Annotated in this window: 20 protein-coding genes; 11 read left to right on the plus strand and 9 right to left on the minus strand. The window is 45.8% G+C overall.

All coding sequences use genetic code 11. The features are described from left to right. Nucleotides 1-12: 12 nt before the first annotated feature. Both P2A85_RS05505 and P2A85_RS05510 read left to right on the plus strand, forming a co-directional pair. Complete coding sequence (locus P2A85_RS05505) at nt 13-624, plus strand: class I SAM-dependent methyltransferase (protein WP_377477984.1); 612 nt, start codon at nt 13-15, stop codon at nt 622-624. A gap of 155 nt (nt 625-779) precedes the next feature. Beyond that, a complete protein-coding gene (locus P2A85_RS05510) occupies nt 780-1,454 on the plus strand; it encodes an SDR family oxidoreductase (protein WP_377477985.1) in 675 nt (224 codons plus the stop codon). 264 nt (nt 1,455-1,718) lie between these two features. On the opposite strand, the gene P2A85_RS05515 is transcribed toward P2A85_RS05510, so the two are convergent. Beyond that, a complete protein-coding gene (locus tag P2A85_RS05515) occupies nt 1,719-2,198 on the minus strand; it encodes a hypothetical protein (RefSeq protein ID WP_377477987.1) in 480 nt (159 codons plus the stop codon). Between the two features lie 78 nt (nt 2,199-2,276). On the opposite strand from P2A85_RS05515, the gene petN reads away from it, so the two are divergent. Continuing rightward, the gene (gene petN, locus P2A85_RS05520; RefSeq protein ID WP_071883976.1) at nt 2,277-2,366 is read left to right on the plus strand and encodes a cytochrome b6-f complex subunit PetN; all 90 of its coding nucleotides are present in this window, start codon (nt 2,277-2,279) and stop codon (nt 2,364-2,366) included. Between the two features lie 76 nt (nt 2,367-2,442). Here petN and P2A85_RS05525 read toward each other — a convergent pair whose 3' ends face one another. The 6 genes from P2A85_RS05525 to P2A85_RS05550 form a co-directional block, all read right to left on the minus strand. Beyond that, a complete protein-coding gene (locus P2A85_RS05525) occupies nt 2,443-2,811 on the minus strand; it encodes a DUF86 domain-containing protein (protein WP_340525018.1) in 369 nt (122 codons plus the stop codon). After that, complete coding sequence (locus P2A85_RS05530; RefSeq protein WP_377477988.1) at nt 2,798-3,145, minus strand: nucleotidyltransferase family protein; 348 nt, start codon at nt 3,143-3,145, stop codon at nt 2,798-2,800. The genes P2A85_RS05525 and P2A85_RS05530 overlap by 14 nt, the downstream gene beginning before the upstream one ends. 282 nt (nt 3,146-3,427) lie before the next feature. Further along, nucleotides 3,428-3,670 (minus strand): DUF4926 domain-containing protein, encoded by a 243-nt coding sequence (locus P2A85_RS05535; protein WP_377477989.1) that lies wholly within the window; start codon nt 3,668-3,670, stop codon nt 3,428-3,430. A gap of 10 nt (nt 3,671-3,680) precedes the next feature. Beyond that, nucleotides 3,681-4,016: a DUF6883 domain-containing protein gene (locus tag P2A85_RS05540; protein ID WP_377477990.1), complete on the minus strand. Its 336-nt coding sequence runs from the start codon at nt 4,014-4,016 to the stop codon at nt 3,681-3,683. Between the two features lie 559 nt (nt 4,017-4,575). Further along, nucleotides 4,576-6,603 (minus strand): calcium-binding protein, encoded by a 2,028-nt coding sequence (locus P2A85_RS05545; RefSeq protein WP_377477991.1) that lies wholly within the window; start codon nt 6,601-6,603, stop codon nt 4,576-4,578. Between the two features lie 889 nt (nt 6,604-7,492). Then, entirely contained in the window at nt 7,493-8,626 is a 1,134-nt protein-coding gene (locus P2A85_RS05550) for a cob(I)yrinic acid a,c-diamide adenosyltransferase (protein ID WP_340523015.1), read from the minus strand. A gap of 252 nt (nt 8,627-8,878) precedes the next feature. Between P2A85_RS05550 and fraC the strand changes: the two genes are divergently transcribed. From fraC to P2A85_RS05580, 6 genes are all read left to right on the plus strand, one after another. Next, entirely contained in the window at nt 8,879-9,397 is a 519-nt protein-coding gene (gene fraC, locus P2A85_RS05555; RefSeq protein ID WP_341739389.1) for a filament integrity protein FraC, read from the plus strand. Nucleotides 9,398-9,641: 244 nt separating this feature from the next. Further along, complete coding sequence (locus tag P2A85_RS05560; RefSeq protein WP_377477992.1) at nt 9,642-10,640, plus strand: DUF5357 family protein; 999 nt, start codon at nt 9,642-9,644, stop codon at nt 10,638-10,640. Between the two features lie 78 nt (nt 10,641-10,718). Then, nucleotides 10,719-11,492: an ABC transporter permease gene (locus tag P2A85_RS05565; RefSeq protein WP_377477994.1), complete on the plus strand. Its 774-nt coding sequence runs from the start codon at nt 10,719-10,721 to the stop codon at nt 11,490-11,492. A 227-nt stretch (nt 11,493-11,719) separates the two neighbouring features. Continuing rightward, on the plus strand, nt 11,720-12,541 hold the full coding sequence (locus tag P2A85_RS05570; RefSeq protein WP_377481323.1) for a Uma2 family endonuclease: 822 nt from the start codon (nt 11,720-11,722) through the stop codon (nt 12,539-12,541). 99 nt (nt 12,542-12,640) lie between these two features. Next, nucleotides 12,641-13,468, plus strand: a complete 828-nt coding sequence (larE, locus tag P2A85_RS05575) for an ATP-dependent sacrificial sulfur transferase LarE (protein ID WP_377477995.1) — start codon at nt 12,641-12,643, stop codon at nt 13,466-13,468. Between the two features lie 734 nt (nt 13,469-14,202). Next, nucleotides 14,203-14,907: a glycoside hydrolase gene (locus tag P2A85_RS05580; protein ID WP_377481327.1), complete on the plus strand. Its 705-nt coding sequence runs from the start codon at nt 14,203-14,205 to the stop codon at nt 14,905-14,907. A 77-nt stretch (nt 14,908-14,984) separates the two neighbouring features. Here P2A85_RS05580 and P2A85_RS05585 read toward each other — a convergent pair whose 3' ends face one another. Then, nucleotides 14,985-15,410 (minus strand): hypothetical protein, encoded by a 426-nt coding sequence (locus tag P2A85_RS05585; RefSeq protein WP_377477997.1) that lies wholly within the window; start codon nt 15,408-15,410, stop codon nt 14,985-14,987. 96 nt (nt 15,411-15,506) lie between these two features. Between P2A85_RS05585 and P2A85_RS05590 the strand changes: the two genes are divergently transcribed. Next, a complete protein-coding gene (locus P2A85_RS05590) occupies nt 15,507-16,721 on the plus strand; it encodes a hypothetical protein (protein ID WP_377478000.1) in 1,215 nt (404 codons plus the stop codon). A gap of 167 nt (nt 16,722-16,888) precedes the next feature. Beyond that, nucleotides 16,889-17,089 (plus strand): hypothetical protein, encoded by a 201-nt coding sequence (locus tag P2A85_RS05595; protein ID WP_377478002.1) that lies wholly within the window; start codon nt 16,889-16,891, stop codon nt 17,087-17,089. Between the two features lie 508 nt (nt 17,090-17,597). Here the strand turns inward: P2A85_RS05595 and P2A85_RS05600 are convergent. Next, the gene (locus P2A85_RS05600; protein ID WP_341732507.1) at nt 17,598-17,942 is read right to left on the minus strand and encodes a Dethiobiotin synthetase; all 345 of its coding nucleotides are present in this window, start codon (nt 17,940-17,942) and stop codon (nt 17,598-17,600) included. Nucleotides 17,943-18,183: the final 241 nt, after the last annotated feature.

Here is an 18,183-nt window from a genome sequence, read left to right on the forward strand (position 1 = left end):
AGAGGAGAAATTGTGGACAAACGTGAAGAAGTGACGATCGCCGAATATCAACTAACAGCCGAATCATTCCGAGAAGGAACATGGCATCACGATGTCTCCCAAAATCGGGACGCACTGACGGCTGCGATGCCCCGCAACCCCGGTAAAATCCTAGATATAGGATGCGGACCAGGACGAGATTTGGTGGCGTTCAACAGCCAAGGACACACAGTTGTGGGTTTAGATGCCACACCAGCTTTTGTAGAGATAGCTAAAAAGTTATCTGGATGCGAAGTTTTGCACCAATCTTTTCTGAACTTAGATTTACCAATTGCAGAGTTTGACGGTATTTTTGCCAATGCTTCCTTGATTCATGTTCCCAGAGATAAGATGGTGAAAGTGCTGACAGATTTGCACAAAGCCCTAGTGATTAACGGTGCAATTGTGATGTCAATGTGCCGGGGAGACTGGGAAGGCTACGACGAGCGACCGACAGGAAAACGCTATACTACTGGATGGGAATACCATACTTTAGCGCCTTGTTTAGAACAAGCAGGATTTGCAATGGTCAATCATTACTATCGCCCACCGGGTTTACCACGCGAAGCTCAATCTTGGGTAGTGATGGTGGGGAAAAAAATCTAATGGGAATTGGGAATTGGAAATTAGTCTCCTCTCTTCCTCTCTTCCTCTGTGTTCTCTGCGCCCTCTGTGGTTAAAGAAAAAAATAATTTACAAATTGATAGAGGATTGTTATAATACTGCATAAGACAGAAAATAAAGCTATCATAAACACTGATATGACAAAGAAACTCCACATTTTTTTAGCCGGTGCTAGCCGAGGCGTAGGTAAAGAAATTGCGAAATGTTTGACAGAACAAAATATTGAAGTAACTGCATTTTTGCGATCGCCAGAAACCAGCCCAGAATTAGCAGCAATGGGCATCAAAGTCAATCTGGGCGATGCTTTGGACTCGGAGGCTGTGGATGCAGCCATGACTGGTAGCGCACCAATTGATGCCGTAATCAGCACCATCGGAGGCTTGCCAAAAGATGGACAAAGAGCAGATTATTTAGGCAACAAAAACTTGATTGATGCGGCTGTCAAAGCCGGAGTAAAAAAGTTTATTTTAGTTTCCTCCATCGGTAGTGGTAATACTGCCGGCGCTTTGCCACCCCAAGCTTTAGAAACCTTGGGTCCAGTATTAATCGAGAAGGAAAAAGCCGAAAATCACTTGATAGCAAGTGGGATGATTTATACTGTGATTCGTCCGGGTGGGCTCAAATCAGAACCTGCAACGGGAAATGGTGTTTTAACTGAAGATTGTCGAGTAGCTGGCACTATTCATCGGGCTGATGTTGCGCAGTTAGTTTGTCAATGTCTAGTTTCTGATGTTGCTAATAATCGGGTTTTGTCGGCTGTAGATAAACAAATGGTTTATGGTAGTCCCGAATTTGAAGTGTTAAATTTTTAAGGGCTGACACGGCTTAATTGTAGGAGGAGACGGCAGTGCCCAAAGCGTGTCAACTTAAGCTGTCAACCCGCCAAGTCTGTTAGTCATTCCAGGAGTCCAACCGGGGTTGAAACCCCTTTCTAATAGAAGACAGTCCTCTCAAACAGGACTCAAGAAATCATCAGTCCTCTTTGAGAGGACTTGCGCTTTGAGGCAGGGGTTTCAACCCTTGCCGGACTGTGAAATGAACCTTAAGTTGACACCTATGGGCATTGCCGTGTCCTCTCAAGAATCAAAAGGCTTAATGTACGATCGCCCCATCGCCCAATCTAAAACCAAACCGGCGATCGCAAATAATACCACACTCTCAACACTCCCAACCACAAAGGGCAATAACTCCTGTACCACAGGCAATTTCCCAGCCTCAAAAAACCATCCCGCATCCAACTGTCCAAAAGCCCGCACCAGCCCAAAAGCCAACACCACACCGGATTTTAGCTGCGGATTAGTATCGGTGCGAAGGGCATAGCGGTAAGTGACACCGAATAGAAAACCAGCCAAAAGGGCGATCGACCCTTTGAAAGCAAAATTTAGGTCGATCGCCTCTACCTGCAATCCCGCCAGAAAATCAAACCTAGGGACTATAATCAAGCTATTAATAAGGGCGATCGCTCCAAAACCCCAAAACATCCCAAAAGCAGCAACAGCCCCTGCTTTCAAAGATTCCACCCGTTCAGCAGCACTAAAATTCGACAAATCCTTCACAGCGTCCTCGTTTCAAAAATGGCTCAAATTGACTTATCATAAGGTTTGGAGTCATTTTGTACAGTTTGTTAAATAGCTATGGATATTTTGTCACTCGGTTGGGTTTCGGTGCTAGTTCTGTTCTCCTTCTCGATTTCAATGGTCATTTGGGGACGCAACGGTTTCTAGGTTTCACAATAGCTTGCGAAACAGATATTGTGAAGTACCCCAACTATAGCAAAGCTTTAGTTAGGGTACTTCACAACTATTCATTGTCCATTTCATCGGGATTAGGTAGTAATGGTTCAAGCAATCCTAGGAGTTCTGGGATATCAGCTTGAATAACATCCCATAGGGTGTCGAAATTGAGTCTATCATAATGATGGGTAAGAATGTCTCTCATTCCAGCAATCTCTCGCCAGGGAACTTCAGAATACTGGTTCCGAAATTCTGCTGACAGTCGCTTAACAGCTTCTCCCATCACAATGACTTGATAAAAAATTGCAGATTGTTTTTCCTCATTGGTTTCCAATACAGATTTATCTAGTCCCTCAGCAAATTGCAAAACTCGTCGTACAGCGCTGATAATATCTAGTAATGAAGCCCGATCTCTGCTAGCCTTATCCCTGCTCATAAATCACCTGTGCTGTCTGAAGAATTTCAGGGCGACGAATCCAATTTTCACTTTTTTCGATAGATTGTTTGAGCGCAATATCTACCGAGCGCCCAAAGCGTGATTCCAATTCGTGTTTGATTTTGGCAAGAGTCAATAATCCCTGGCGTGCTTTGGGTGCAAATCTTACGAGAATATCAATGTCGCTATCTGCGTGAAAATCCTCGCGCAACACTGAGCCAAACAGTGCCATTTCCACAATTTGCCACTGTTGACAAAATTCAGAAATTTCCATGAAGGAGAGTCCTAATCGTTGTTGGATTTTGGGATTGAGATCCGCTAGTGTTTTTTGCATTTTTTGTTCAGTTTGTAGAAGACTACGACAGATTGCAATACACTTGGGTTAATACTGTTAATTCCCGGAGATCCCCCTCGCATCCCCACCCCCCCCTAGCCCCCCCACCCCCCCCTGCCCCCCCACCCCCCCTGCCCCCCCCAAGGGGGGATGGGGGATGGGGGAAGGGGGACTTTGAGAAAACTCTTGTCCCCCCCTTCTTAAGGGGGGCTAGGGGGGATCTGTCTTATCTGAACCGTATTGCAATTGCACCATCAATGTAGGGTACGACAAATTGCACTATCAATGAACCGCCCCTACTAATTCATAATGTAAAAGCATCAATTTGGTGGCGGGAATTGTCTCCATCGCATAAGTTGTGCCATCTTGATGAGAAAATTCTACCTCAAAAGCACTGCCATCAAATTCCATCACAACTGTTCCGACTTGTCCTTTAAACAATTTAATGATTTGTTTTGTTTCAAAATGAGTTGCTTCTAAGTCTTCTGTTAAAGCAACAATATCTAAGTCTTTAATTGTTTCCATTATTTTCACCTCACTTTTTGACGGGATAACAACTTGTTAATCTGGGTAAACTTTCACCTGAGCGGATAATCCAAGCTGCTAGAATCAGAGATTCACCTACTTCCGTTTTTAACCAGAATTTCATGTTGTAATATGTTCCATATTCATTGGTTTTTTGAATAACAACGTCTTCGTTGATAGCAGCTTTTTTTAAAGCCTGTTTGAGCAGTTCAGCATTTTCTAGGGTAATGCCTAACTTACTGGCAAACAAAATAGCTTTATTTTTTCCTTCTTGGTGATTCAGATTTAGAGAATATTCTTCTATTTTATTGCCTAAATCTGCTAGATGACCATTTGGTAGTTTCACTATTAATAACTTTTTTTAAGGACAAAAGAGAATATTGGTTGGGTGAGGGTGAGGGCGGGTTTTTCAAGATTGTTTGTGGCTAACAAAATTCATCGGTGAACCCGCCCCTACAAATTTTACCATCAATGTAGGGGCGGGTTCACCAACCATAATTGCCAAAAACCCACAATCTCATAAACCCGCCCCCGCCCCACCGAAAAATTCATAATTAATTGATTGTAACGATGGGGTGACGATGGTAAATCGGGGTTATTCGTTGGGTGGGGGCGGGTTTTTCAAGATTGTTTGTGGGTGTCAAAATTCATCGGTGAACCACCCAATGCCCCATGCCCCATGCCCCATGCCCGATGCCCCATGCCCCATGCCCCATGCCCGATGCCCCATGCCCATGCCCGATGCCCCATGCCCCATGCCCCATGCCCCATGCCCCATGCCCAATTCCCCAGTACCAATAAAAAAGCCAGGGATTGATATCCCCAGCTCGAAACATAACACATTAAGTTTTGAGAATTCGTGGGTCGCTCTTTTCAGAATCCTACCGTACCCACTCCTAGCCCAATTAAATCAGGGTAATGTCAGTAGCCGATAGACCGGGTTTGCCGTTCAGGATGGCCAGCGTCACCCCTGGGTTAGGACCAGCAATACCATCAGGGTCATACCCTAATCGTCCGTCTTCAGCTTGATAGAAGAGGAATCCTTGATTGGTAGTAGCCCCTGCTGGACCAAAACGGCTACTGTAAGCCCCAGTCTCAAGCACCAACAAAGACCCAGAAGAAAGTCGATTGGTGTCAGGAAATGGGTTCAAGGCGCTGAAGCCTGTCTGCTGGAACACCAACTTGTCTTGACCGGACACAAAGTCACCAATTTGGTCTGGGTTAGTACCAACGTTGGGGCTAGCGACGGGGAAGCCGCTGTTGGGGCCGATGCCGCCGTTGAGGCTGACGCCCTCACCGGAGTTGTTGTAGTAGATGGTGTCATTACCGTTGCCACCAATCAGTGTGTCAGCACCAGGCCCGCCACCGAGAGAGTCGTCGCCATCGCCTCCGATCAAGTAGTCGTTACCAAAGCCGCCGAGCAACACGTCGTTGCCGCCACCGGCATTCAAGGTATCGTCTCCGTCAACTGTTGCAACTGCTCCGCTAGGAAGAGTAGCTGGGCCGCCATACAGTGTGTCATTCCCGCTACCGGTAGTAATCACATCAGTACCATTGGCACCAAAGATGAGGTTGTTGCCCTGGTCGTCGGTAATCCTGTTGACAGTTGTAACATTGGGTGAGGCAAAATTAACACTGCTAGCGTAGGAGATGAAGTCATTGCCGGCAGAGTCGCCAATCAACTTATCGTTCGTAGTCCCAAAAACGATTGTGTCATTTCCTCCACCACCATTCATGATGTTGGTGACGGTGCCATTAAAACTGCCAACTAAGCTATCGTTGCCCAGGCCGCCTTCAAGAGTAATAGAAGTAGGAGTAGTACCAGTAAAAGTACCATTGGCATTGATAGTATCACCGCCATCTCCACCAGAGGCTACAGTAAAGATACCGCTCAGGCTGTCGTTGTCTGCACCGCCAATCAGCGTATCAGACGCAAAACCACCCTTCAGCGTGTCATCACCCGCTCCACCGTCCAGTAAACTCCGAGAGCCTACATATGTCAGACCCGCTGGGTTAGGTAATGGGTTAAATGTGGGTGGCGTAGTAGTCGATTCGATGAAGTCATTGCCTGCACCTCCGAGGGCGGTATCCTGCGTGGCGAAAACCGTGATCCTGTCGTTACCGTCGACGCCCTCAAACAAGTTTTTGCCACCACCCGACTGGCCGTAACCGCCAGTGATAGTATCGTTGCCAGCACCGCCCAGCAAAGTGATTTTTTCAACGCCGACAGTCAAAGTCTCGTTGTTACCATTGAATGCGTTGAATTGGGTCTGGATGCCATTCTTAATATATAAAGAATCGTCGCCCTCACCGCCATCCATGTAGCTGCTGCTGCCAACACCCTGCAGCGTGTCTTTGTCTTTACCGCCGAAGATACTGTCTCTGATACCGATACCCACAACCAAGTCGTCACCAGAGTCACCCCGCAAGACGTTGCTTCCTTGATTGCCACCGGAGCCTCCAGATAACGTAAGATTGAGGTTGTTGTCTCCACCTGCTTTGAAGAAACCCAAGGAGTCATTTCCCTTGCCACCGTAGAGGCTGTCTCTGCCCTTGCTCCCGCCCAAAAGTATATCTGCACCCTCATTACCATATATGACGTTAGCTTCGGCAGTACCTTGGAGGAAATCGTCTCCCGCACCGCCCTGTATCGTAGCGGGGGCTTCAGCGACTATCGTATCATTGCCTCCGTCGCCAAACAGCAAGGCGGGAGTAGCCTGAGATCTAATAGAGTCTTCGTTGTCACCACCGTTGATAGTATCGTTCGGGCCAACGGAAACGATAGTATCGTTATCGGCTTGGCCAAATATTAAGCTGCGGCCGATGGTAGAAGTTCTGATGAAATCAGCCCCACCTCCGGCGAAGATTGTATCCGGTCCCAGTCCCGTATCGTTCAAATCCCTTACATTAGCATCGTTATTTAGCGTTGTCATTACAGATTCACTCCTCTACTTAATTTGTCATCGCTGTTGCGACTACAGAGACTGCCTAAAACACTGAATGTTTGGATGCCGCTGTAGTTTAACTTGTTTGCCCGTCGTAAGTCTAGTCTAGTTCTGTTAACTCTGTCTAGACTTTCTGGATGGGGGACTTTTTCGTTGTAAGGTTTTATTTTCAATGTCTTCACCCTTCTATAATCCTTAATTGGACGGTCTTAGGTGCTTACGCTCTCCCAGACGCGGTTCATATTCTGAATGTTCCATGCTGGATCGGCGAGCTGGGATCGCGTCTAAACAGGGAAATTTCAAATTACAGCAGATTGCCGGTTTATGAGGTACTATCAATATCCCCGTAGGGACACTCCAAGAGCCCATAGGTGTCAACAACCAGGTCAAACCCAGCCAGAGACTGCTGGAAAGACCATTAAATCTAGATCCCCCCTAGCCCCCCTTCTTAAGGGGGGGACAGGAGTCTTTTCTCTCGTCCCCCTTCTTAAGGGGGGGACAGGAGCAGGGCTGTTTCATTCTCTTGTAGGGGCGGTGCCAAGAGTGCCCGCCCAGAGGTCTGAAACACATACAAAATCGTGGACGAAGAGGGTAGGCACGGGGGCACTACCCCTACAAAATGATGATTTGTCTGAGAATGAAACAGCCCTGGGGACAGGAGTCTTTTCTCTCGTCCCCCTTCTTAAGGGGGGGACAGGAGTCCGATCAAAGTCCCCCTTCTTAAGGGGGATTTAGGGGGATCTAGACTCTGGTAAAACCGAGAGATACCAATAGTTTCAGGCTTAAGTTGACACGCTTTGGGCTCTGGGAGTGTCCCTACAAGAGCTATGTACCTGAAAAGTGCTGTAAGAATCAAAAAAGGGTTCCGATCTAGGCATTAAAAGTCTACGCCTCGCTTGAGCTCTACCCCCCGATCGCCGTAGTGTTTGTGACAGTATACCTCTGAATGTACACTGGCTAAATCAAAATAAGCGTGGGGTTTATGACAGCGGCCGGTGATAATGATTTCCGTATCGCGGGGCTTGCGTAGCAAGGCTTCCACGATCGGCTCTACCGGCAGCAATTCTAAGTCTACTGTGGGATTGAGTTCATCGAGAATAATTGTTTTATACCAACCGCTGGCGATCGCCGCTTTGGCGATTTCCCAACCCCGTTCAGCTTCGGTGCAGTCCAACTCCTGCTGTTGCCCCCGCCAAACTATAGCATCCCGCCCGCACCGTTGGTGATCTACTAGCTGCGGGTAACTTTGGCGCAAAGCTGCAATTGCCGCGTCTTCCGTATAACCGGTGCCTCCTTTGAGCCACTGCACGATTAACACCCGGTGAGATTGGTCTAAACTAATACCTCTGCCGATCGCCTGCAAAGCTTTGCCCAGAGCACTGGTAGACTTTCCTTTCCCCGCACCTGTGTATATTTCAATACCAGAAATATTGTGTTCGGCTGCTGCGGGGTGGTGGTGGGGTTTCATTTCTGAATGCAAGTCAGCAATATCGAGCAAAGCTTGGGGGGTAGCCCTCCCTGTGGCGATTACTTCTAGATATTCTGGTTTGTGTTTGAGGGTTTGGACTACTTCATCTACTGGGAGCAAACCTAGGTCCAAAACGGGGTTTAATTCGTCTAGTACCACTACAGAATATAGCTCTGAGGCGATCGCCCCTTTGGCGATATCCCAACCCCGCTGGGCTTCGGTGCGATCGAATCTGGTGATAGCTTCTGGCCCAAAATATTCAGCCCTGCCGGTACGCACTTGGTCGATTAAGTGAGGAAATGCCCGCTGCAAGGCTTCTATGGCCCCGTCTTCGTCGTAGGAGCGGCCTGGTCCCTTGAGAAAGCGCAGCAGTAAGACTCGCGTGGGGGAGTCTGAATTGATACCCAGCCCGATCGAGCGCAAAACTACGCCTAAAGCAGCCTGAGACTTGCCCTTGCTAGCGCCATCATAGACGTGAATCTGACCGGCCGCGCGTTCCGATCGGGATGATGCTGTCCGAATACCAATGCCATTCCTTACCATAATCAATTATTTTAGTCTGTCTTGGGGTCGGTAGCTGAGGAAATTTAATGTTTTAATGTTTCCATCCTGTTAATGGATCTCGACATATTATACTATAAACAAGCTGATAATCTGCTACCATGCCATGTCCGACAGATTGGGGAAAATGTCCAGGCTGAAAATATCAAGAGGGCAAATTAGCTCGATCGTTGTCGTCCTGTTTGTGCCCGGTGGCGGAATAGATTCTACCCAGCCGTTATAGTTGTAAACTTTATGATTGCCAGTGTTTTTCCATTTCCGACTGTTTTGCTGCAAATTTTAATTTTGTTTGTGGCGATCGCGATCGAATCGTGGTTCCTACAAAAACTACTTAAACTAGACCCCAAAACCAGCGTTGAATATACAACAATCCTCAATTTATCTTGCGCCTGTCTAGGTTGGTTCCTTTTCTTCGGCCTTGAAAGCGTGATGCCAAAAGACCTGCGAGAACAGCTCATAGATTACACGATCTTAGGAGGGGGCCGCGATATTTACCCAGCCATAACTCTGATTGCTGTATTACTTTTAGCAATCACTTTTTTGGCCAAGTGGGAAGGATTAGAATTTCTCCAAAATTTGGTGGCTGGTACTAAAAAAACTTCTAAGCCTCAGTTCATAGGGCCACCCAGCCTCACCAAGCGTCCTCCCCAAAAAACTTTCCAAGTAACCACTGTTTTTGGCGCAATGTTAATTGCCCATACAGTTAGTAATTGTGTCATTCTAACCTTGTTATTTTTGCAAACATCTAATTAAAAAAATCTAGTAATTTTCTCAGGAATCAAGAATTACTTAATCCCTGAAATTATGACCTAGGGTTCGGGTGCATCTGTGTTTGGGCAAATATATTCGTAGGGGCGAAGCATGACCGCTGTAAATCTCTGGTTATCACTAACAAATTGTCTGCGGTCATGCTTCGCCTATGCAAAATCGGGATGCTCCCTAGGGTTCCATCTTCCATCTTCCTTCTTCCTTCTTCCATCTTCCTTATTCCTTCTATATGATGAAGCAATTTTTAGATATCACCCAGCAACTGACGAAGCTGACAAACAACCTTTTGGAAGTCAATAAAAAAGTCCAAAAGCAGATACTTCCGCCTAAAGTAGTCCACTGGAAAACACCTTTACTGATTAGCATATTGTTGGCATTACTGTCCGTGGCAGCCATCACAGACGGGCCAACCAGAACAACCATTGCTGATTTGAGTTGGTTATCTTTTATAATCTCCATGGGTCTGTTGACCAGTCAGCCACCTTTTGTGATTTACGGAGTCAGTATTAGCCCGTGGGTGACAAGTGTCTTAGTGGGCCTGTGGCTATTAGTCAGATTGCCGCCAGATAATCGCCCCATAGCATGGATAGCAGGACCGCCGATCGCAGTAGTAGTTCTAGCGGCCATAGAAATTTGGAATAGTGAATCCAAATGGGACAAAATTAAATCGCTAATTCAACCAGAGTTTTTAATTTTAACCCTGATTCATGTGATGATTTCTTGTTGGTTTGCTTTCCACTTTTTGATTCAAGGTTGGCTGCAAGATTATCCAAGTGTTTTGTCACAAAATATGAAAGAAAGTCATTATTTAGTGACATTTCAAGGCCCTACAATTAATCGTTCTAGAGGTGTAATTATCCTCAATGAAATGGAAAAATATCTCAAAAATCAAGCAGCAACCAAACCTTGGGCGCAGATAGAACAAATGCTGATAGATATTGACAACGAGCGATTTTTCCTCAAAAATGAAGCGTTGAAAAAACTTCAGATAGTTCCAGAAGATGGGAGTTGGGATGTCAAAACTTCCATCGTCCAAGGAGAGTCTCGTTATCAGTTAGAGATGCAAGCGACTTGGCTGGGGCTGGTTTTTAGACCGGAAATATATTCCTTTACCCAGTCTTGCGAAGTGATAAATATTGGCAATGCGGCGACGGTAGACTGTGGGGCTATCAAACGCTCTAAGCCGGGGCTAAAAAAGAATGGAAGTGGAGGAGATAGTCAAGTTTGATCCGGCTGCTAAATACGAATAACCCCGACTCTCTAGAATTTGTCGGGGTTCTCAAACCAATTACCAATTAGCTAGTAAATGAATCTCCGAAGAATTTTGACAGTTGCCATTAATGTATTTTGGGAAGTAATTCGCGATCGCATTCTTTACTTAATCGTTATTTTTGCTCTGTTGATGGCAGCAACAGTGCGGTTAATCCCGGAATTGGCGGCAACAACAGAGCAAAAAATCATCTTAGATACTGGCTTGGCAGCTATTAGTCTTTTCGGTCTAATGGTCACAGTCTTTGTTGCTACCGGATTGGTAAACAAAGAAATTGAAAAACGCACTGTTTACCTGTTAATTGCCAAGCCGATAAGTCGCGCTGAATTAATTGTTGGTAAACACTTAGGGCTGTCGGCGGTACTAGGTGTCCTGGTGGCGGCAATGACTGTTATTTATCTGGTAATTATGAGTTTGAGTCGCATTAATTACCCTTTGCAAAGCATTTTAATAGCTTCACTATTCATCTGGTTTGAACTGTGTTTGGTCGCGGCTGTAGGGATTTTATTGGGAGTTTTTAGTAGTTCTTTGCTCGCAAGTTTACTGACATTTGGTGTCTATTTAGTGGGAAACTCAACGCGGGATTTAGTGGCTTTGGGTAAGTTAACTAAGAATCCTGGTATTGAACAATTGATGATGGGACTTTATCTGATTTTGCCCGATTTGGCTAGATTTAATTTGAGAAATGATGCTGTTTACGGACAAGTTCCTTACTTAGCGGCTATGATTACAAATGTCGGCTATGGTTTGTTGTATGGGGTGCTGCTGCTGTCAATTTCAGTGGCTATATTTTCTCGTAGAGAGTTTTAACCATCATCTTCTATAGCAATCCTCGCATCATTTGTGAATTTCTTACTCCCGGACCTTGCTAAGGTCCGGGCTGGGGTGGGGTAAAAAAATTTACGACTCCTGCAAGGATTGCTATATACCTTCAGCGGGTGCAGTAAAATTGAATGGGCAAGCTAGAATATAGAAAAGATTATCGATCGCCAATCTCGACTAAAAATAAAACTTTTATTGGTAAAATGAGGTGTCCTATGACTGCTGTAATTCACAAACCAATATCACAGCTAAAAATTACCTGGCCGCTGCTACCCGATGATTTTATTCTACCAGATGACCCCGTGGAAAATATAGAACATCCTTTAATCGCGAATGGCTTGCGCCAGTCTGTAGTGGATTGCCCGGAACTAATAGAAAACGCACTGATAGTTTCTAATTTTGCATTGTGTGCTGCTGTGGACGATCGCACTATTTGCAAAGGCCCAGATTGGATGTACGTGCGCCCCGTGCAACCTTGGCCTCACAACTATCCCCGTCGTAGTTACACGCCTCATACCGAAGGAACAGTGCCTTCTGTAGTGATGGAATTTCTCTCAGCTACTTACGGTGATGAATACTCTGTCGAACATACAGAAGAAATCGGTAAGTGGTTTTTTTACGAACAAGTAATCAAAGTTCCTCGCTATGTGATTTTTCGACCGCATACGGGCAGAATAGAAGTCTATGCCCTGGAATCGGAGCGATACAACAATCAAGAACCGGATGAAAATGGGCGTTATTTGATACCTGGATTGGATCTGTTTTTGGGAGTTTGGGTGGGTACTCGCGAAGGTAGAACCGGAAATTGGCTGCGCTGGTGGAATATGGCGGGGGAGTTGCTGTTGTGGCCAGAAGAACGGGCAGAAGCTGAACGCCAGCGCGCAGAAGCCGAACGCCAGCGCGCAGAAGCCGAACGCCAGCGCGCAGAAGCCCAAAGCCAAGAAAAAGAGTTAGTCCAGACTCTGCTGGAACAGGAAAGACAGCGCAATCAAGAGCTTTTGGCTAGGTTAGCCGCCCTTGGCATCGATCCAGAATAAGTAAACATACTTAAAAAACCTAACACTCAGAACCCTGACTTCTTCTGGAAGTCGGGGCTCTAATATCGATCGCATTTTACAGCAATCAAAATAGAAATCATGTTAGTCGAAAAACTCGAAAAATTACAAACTCTCTTCGCAGAAATGGATCGGGCGCTGATTGCCTACTCTGGCGGTATTGATAGCACTTTGGTGGCAAAAATTGCTTTTGATGTCTTGGGCGATCGCGCTTTGGCAGTGACAGCAGTTTCCCCATCTTTATTGCCAGAAGATTTAGAAGATGCGCGGATTCAAGCAGCAGAAATTGGGATTGCCCACCAAGAGGTGGAAACTCAAGAAATGGCCAATCCTAATTACACTTCTAACCCGGTTAATCGCTGCTATTTTTGCAAAAGCGAACTGCACGATACTTTGAAACCGCTAGCACTTGCTAAGGGTTATCCTTATGTGGTGGATGGGGTTAATGCTGATGATTTAAAGGATTATCGTCCGGGAATTGTGGCGGCGAAGGAACGGGGAGCCCGATCGCCTTTGGCAGAAGTCGGCATGGCTAAATTTGAAGTGCGACAATTGGCAAAAGAATTAAATTTGCCTTGGTGGGACAAACCAGCTCAACCTTGTCTGAGTTCGCGCTTTCCCTACGGTGAAGAAATCACCGCGGCCAAGTTGCAAAGAGTTGGGCGCGCTGAACGGTATTTGCGGCAGTTGGGACTGAAAAATCTGCGAGTGCGATCGGATGGAGATACGGCGCGCATTGAGTTACCAGCGGATGAGATTCAGGAGTTTGTGTTAAAGCAAGATTTGCCTGCGTTGGTGGCCGTGTTTCAAGAGTTTGGTTTTGTTTACGCGACTTTGGATTTGGAGGGATTTCGCAGCGGCAAATTAAATCAGGTTTTGCAGCCGGAGTTGTTGGAGAAAAAAGGTTGATTAGTTTTGCATAGAATTAGCTCCCCCTACCCCCCCCAGCCAATGAATAATCGGAATTGCTATTTTGGGAATACGATCGCCAAATCTGGCAAAATCTTAATGGTTTCACAATTTAGTTCCACCCTTCGCCGTTTTGATTTCACTCTCCCAGCATGAAAACTCTCCAGTGGCCAGCTTGGTTCCCCTATCCGATTTCGTGGTTAAGGGCATTTGCTCTGGCTCAGAGTTTTAGCTTTGTAGTCAACAGGGGCATTCCTCTGGTTAACGATGATAGGGGCTTCCTGAGTTTACTGCTAACCGCTTGGCTGATTCAGTTGCCTTTGTTCTTTGTTGCTCACTTTTTTGCCACCACAATCTTAAATCCCCTCATCACTCTGGTTTCCGCCAGCTTTCTCCGGGGGCGCAAGTTCCAGCGCCGACCTACGGGGATGCGCCAGCACCTGCGGGAAGGCTTGAATGCTCTAGTAGTCATATTTCTGGCCTTTAATCTGTCCCTGCTGGTGCAAATGGCGATTTTTTATTGGCCAGCACGCTCGATCGATCCAGGACAATTATTCACAGGAATATCTACTCTCACCAAGGTGGCGATCGCCGGTGAATTCGATTTTTGGCTCATCAAACTAGCCGCCGCTTTGTCAAGTTTAACACTATTAGCAGCACCCCTATATCAACACGATTTCCGAGTCCGCCAAATGCGGGCTGCTCAAAAATTGACCGAAATTGCCGAACTGGAAATGACTTTGTTGCAAGCTAAAAAACTCCAGCGTCAAAGAATCAATTTATTGAGACAGTCAGAAATTCAAATTCTCGGATTTTTACTGATAATCGCTATGGTGATTGGTGGCGCTGTTTTTTTGGCGGTCAATTTGCGGGGAAATCAGCCGTTTTTATCCCCCGCAACTGAGGGGATCAAAATCCCGCCTTTGGCTATGAAATCTGGCGATCCTTACCTTCGGGCACTGATGCGAACTATTTCTGCTAGCGAATCCAATGTTGCTCGACCTTATCACGTTGTTTACGGTGGTAAATACCTGTTAGATTTGAGCCATCATCCTGATTGGTGCGTCAAGATTGTGAATGGTCCCAATCGCGGCAAATGTACTACGGCTGCGGGCAGGTATCAATTTTTGAGTTCGACTTGGAAAGATAAAGCTCAGCGCTATCACCCCCGGCCTACTAATTTTATTGTTTGGCAAGATTACAGTTTTGAGCCGGAATATCAAGATGCGGTGGTTTATGCTTGGTTGAGCGATCGCCAATTTTGGAAAGCTGATATTTCACAGATGTTGAAGGAAGACAAATTAACTGAGGTTTTGCGGATGTTGTCGGGAACTTGGACGAGTTTGGGATATGGCATTGAAAACAATTCTATGAGTTCTAGTTTGCCTAAAGTTTATAGAAAAATGCTCGATGAAGAGTTGAAAAATGCTAGTTCTTAGTTAACAGTTATTGGTGATTTGTGATTGGTTGTTTGTTATTCCTGATTTATGATTCATTCCGGCTCCTTCGCTAATAACTAATAGTTCAGTTTGGGTAAAAATGCTGTCAAACATTTGTACAATTCTAATCCGGGTCCTGCTTGCAGCGGATAAAGTTGGTCAAAATTAATTGGGCTTCCCGGCTCCAATTTCCACTCAGTTTTCTGTGCTGTTTGGGGAGCAATTTCAGTGGCTACTGTGATATTAATGACGTTGTTGTGCAGCGCTAAGCCCCGAAAACAGTAGCTTTTACCTGTGCGTTTGTCGGCATCGCTGCCGGTGATGTATCTATCTTGTTTGCGAAATTGGATTTCTCTAAAAGGTCGATCGATCGCAAAGGAGTCTCGATAGCGGTAGTCTCCGTCAGGTAAGCTGTTGATATTTGGTCTTATTTGAGCGATCGCTGTCGGTGCTTCTAGAGTTAGAATCAGGAAGTGTGCCCTTGGTACTTGGTAGTCAAACATAGCTGCAAAAATTAAAAATAGTAACAATATAGGTGCGATTTTTTTAAAGTGTAGATAAAGTGATTGAATCACAAACTGTCAAAAATTGTCAAAAATATGAAAACTTCTCAATCTCAGTCTTTAATTCTGTGGCGACAAGTAGGCGGCGTGGCGGCTTTGCAGGGAGCAATTACTCTAACTTGGATGCTTTACCGATTGTATTTACCTCAACTTTTAGCGGGATTTGGTTTTGCGGGATTTGACAGGGGAATCACTATTTTAGAGGATAGTTTGGCAATTGCGATCGAACCTTTTGCTGGCTGGCTTTCTGACAAGCAGCGTCACTGGATGGGAACTCGTTTTCCGCTGATTGTGGTGGCTACTATCCTGTCGTCGGTTATATTTATGGCGATTCCGGCTATTTTTATTTTTGGCAATCCAGTCTCCCCTCTGCGCTGGATTTTCCCTGTGGTAATTGTGGCTTGGGCGATCGCCATGGCGATGTTTCGATCGCCGGCTGTGTCGCTGTTGGGCCAATATGCAACTCAAACGCAGTTGCCCCACGCCATGAGTTTATTGGTGCTTGTGGGGGGATTGGTTGGGGCTGCAAGGCCTGTGGCGGGGGATTTTATTCTGAGTTGGGGTCCAGCTTTTGCCTTCGCTCTGGGTTCGTTTGTATTGTTGGGTGCGGTGGCTTTTTTGCGATCGGTTAATCCTGATGCTGCGGTGTCGGAATTGCCACCGGATACTGCTATTTCTGGGGCAGTTTCTATCAAAGCCTTGGGGTTAGTTGCGCTGACGGGAATGGCTGTTGCTTGGGGAACTCGCGCGATGGGAGAACGGATTTTGCCCCATGTTTTTAAAACTCAAATTGTGGGTGTTGATGCTAAGTTGTTAATGGCTGGATTTACCTTGGGTTTAGCTGTTTCTTGTTTGCTGGCTGGAGCGATTGCGGTGCGTTTGGGAAACCAAACCACGCTGTTAGCTGGATTGGTAGCAACGGCGGTTTTGTTGTTGGTAATGGTTTTGAGTCAGGGTTTTGTAATGGTGGCGGTGACTGTTTTGGCTGTGATTTTTAGTAATAGTTTCATTACTACTGGTGCGATTCCTTTTGCTTTGTCTCTGGTACCTCCGCATCGGGGAGGATTGGGAGTAGGATTTTATTTTGGTGGTTTTTCCCTGGGGATGAGTTTGTATTCTATGGTGTTTGTCGCACCTTTGGCAGTTGCTGCTGTGACAACGGCGATGGTGGGGGCGATCGCCTTTTTGGTTGCTGCGGTTTGTGTCCTCGCGGGCGATCGACTTAAATTGACACCCTATGTAACAAATTAATAAGAGTTATTATACAGTTGTTATACTGTTTTCGTCGATCCCCAGCTATCGTGAATTATTATTTCATCATTTCATTTATTTGGGCGATCTGAGCAACAATGGAAGTATGGCTCAAGCGCTGAAAAATTTTGCGGGCGCGGCATTCGGGAATAAATGAGGATACAGCTATGTTTTGCCTGACGCGAGAAACTAGAAGTTCTGGGCTAGTGGAAACCGGAAATCGGGAACTGCGAGGATCTACAACCTCTAATTCCCAGAGAACCCGCATTATCCAAGCACGGGTTTACAAGGATGAAGTTTTGGTGTCAGCGGCGCTGGCGGGATTGCCCACACTTTTGGCATCTCTGGAAAGCTTTTGTGAAGAGTAAAATTTGGCTGGTTGAAACCTGGAAATAACGGTTTTTTGGTCAAGTGAAATAACCCAAAACTTCGCTATTTCTTGGTTGTGATATCGCAGGATTTGCTCTTCTTGCCCCCAGATGAACCAGACCACAAAAAAAAGCTCCCTATCTTGCTTATTCATAGCCCACGGATTTATCCGTGGGAATGATATCAATTACCGTTATATCGGAATGATTAAACCACAGAGAACACAGAGGACACAGAGAAAGAGAAGAGAGAAATAGTAAGTAATATCAAATCCTCTCTTCATTGGAATTATTAAACTCTCTCTTCTCTTGCTTCGCGTACTTCGCGCCTTCGCGGTTAAATCATTCCGATACAACCGGAATTGATATAAGGGCGAACCATGACCGCAGACAATTTATTAGCTCGCGCTAGAGATTTACAGCGGTCAGGCTAGAGCATCGTACTAATATATTTGCAAAACACAGATCCACCCTAGCGGAACTTATATCTAAAATCCCACTCAGTTAATTATTTCCAGACACCCGAAAAGATATTTTTAACGGCGATCGCAATTCGATTTAAGTCTTCTTTCAGTAGCGGCGGCCAAGAAACTCCCCTGCGAACTCCTGCTTCAAATTGCTGCAAACTTTCTACCGACAGTAAATGCAGTGCCGAGATTAATTGCCGATCGAGCATGGGAGATTCTTGCAAACCCTCAAACAATATTTTTAAAGCTAATAAAATCGATGTCACCTGTCCAGGGACGGGAGAGAGTCCTTGTTGGAGGCGCATCAAGAAAGCGTCGGGATTTTTCTTTGTTTCCAGGGCACTTCCCTGGTCTATCAGGAAACTGCGGGCGGTTTTGTAATCCATTTGATGTGCGATCGAACTCCTGAAATTAATGAGCTGACAAATAGACATCTCCCATAATTTCTGCGCAACAAGCAGTCGGGCTTGTTCTGGACTATCTTTTGAGGAGATGCCTCATGGAATCGCTGACTAAATACCAATTTAATTATAACATTTGCCTGTCATTTGTCAACTCTTTACTCCTGCCATTTCTGGGCAAAACCGCTAAATTTGCTATAGTCTATAAAATAAAGCTCTCCCATCA

This window comes from Microcoleus anatoxicus (assembly GCF_042465725.1).
Classification (GTDB): Bacteria; Cyanobacteriota; Cyanobacteriia; order Cyanobacteriales; family Microcoleaceae; genus Microcoleus; species Microcoleus anatoxicus.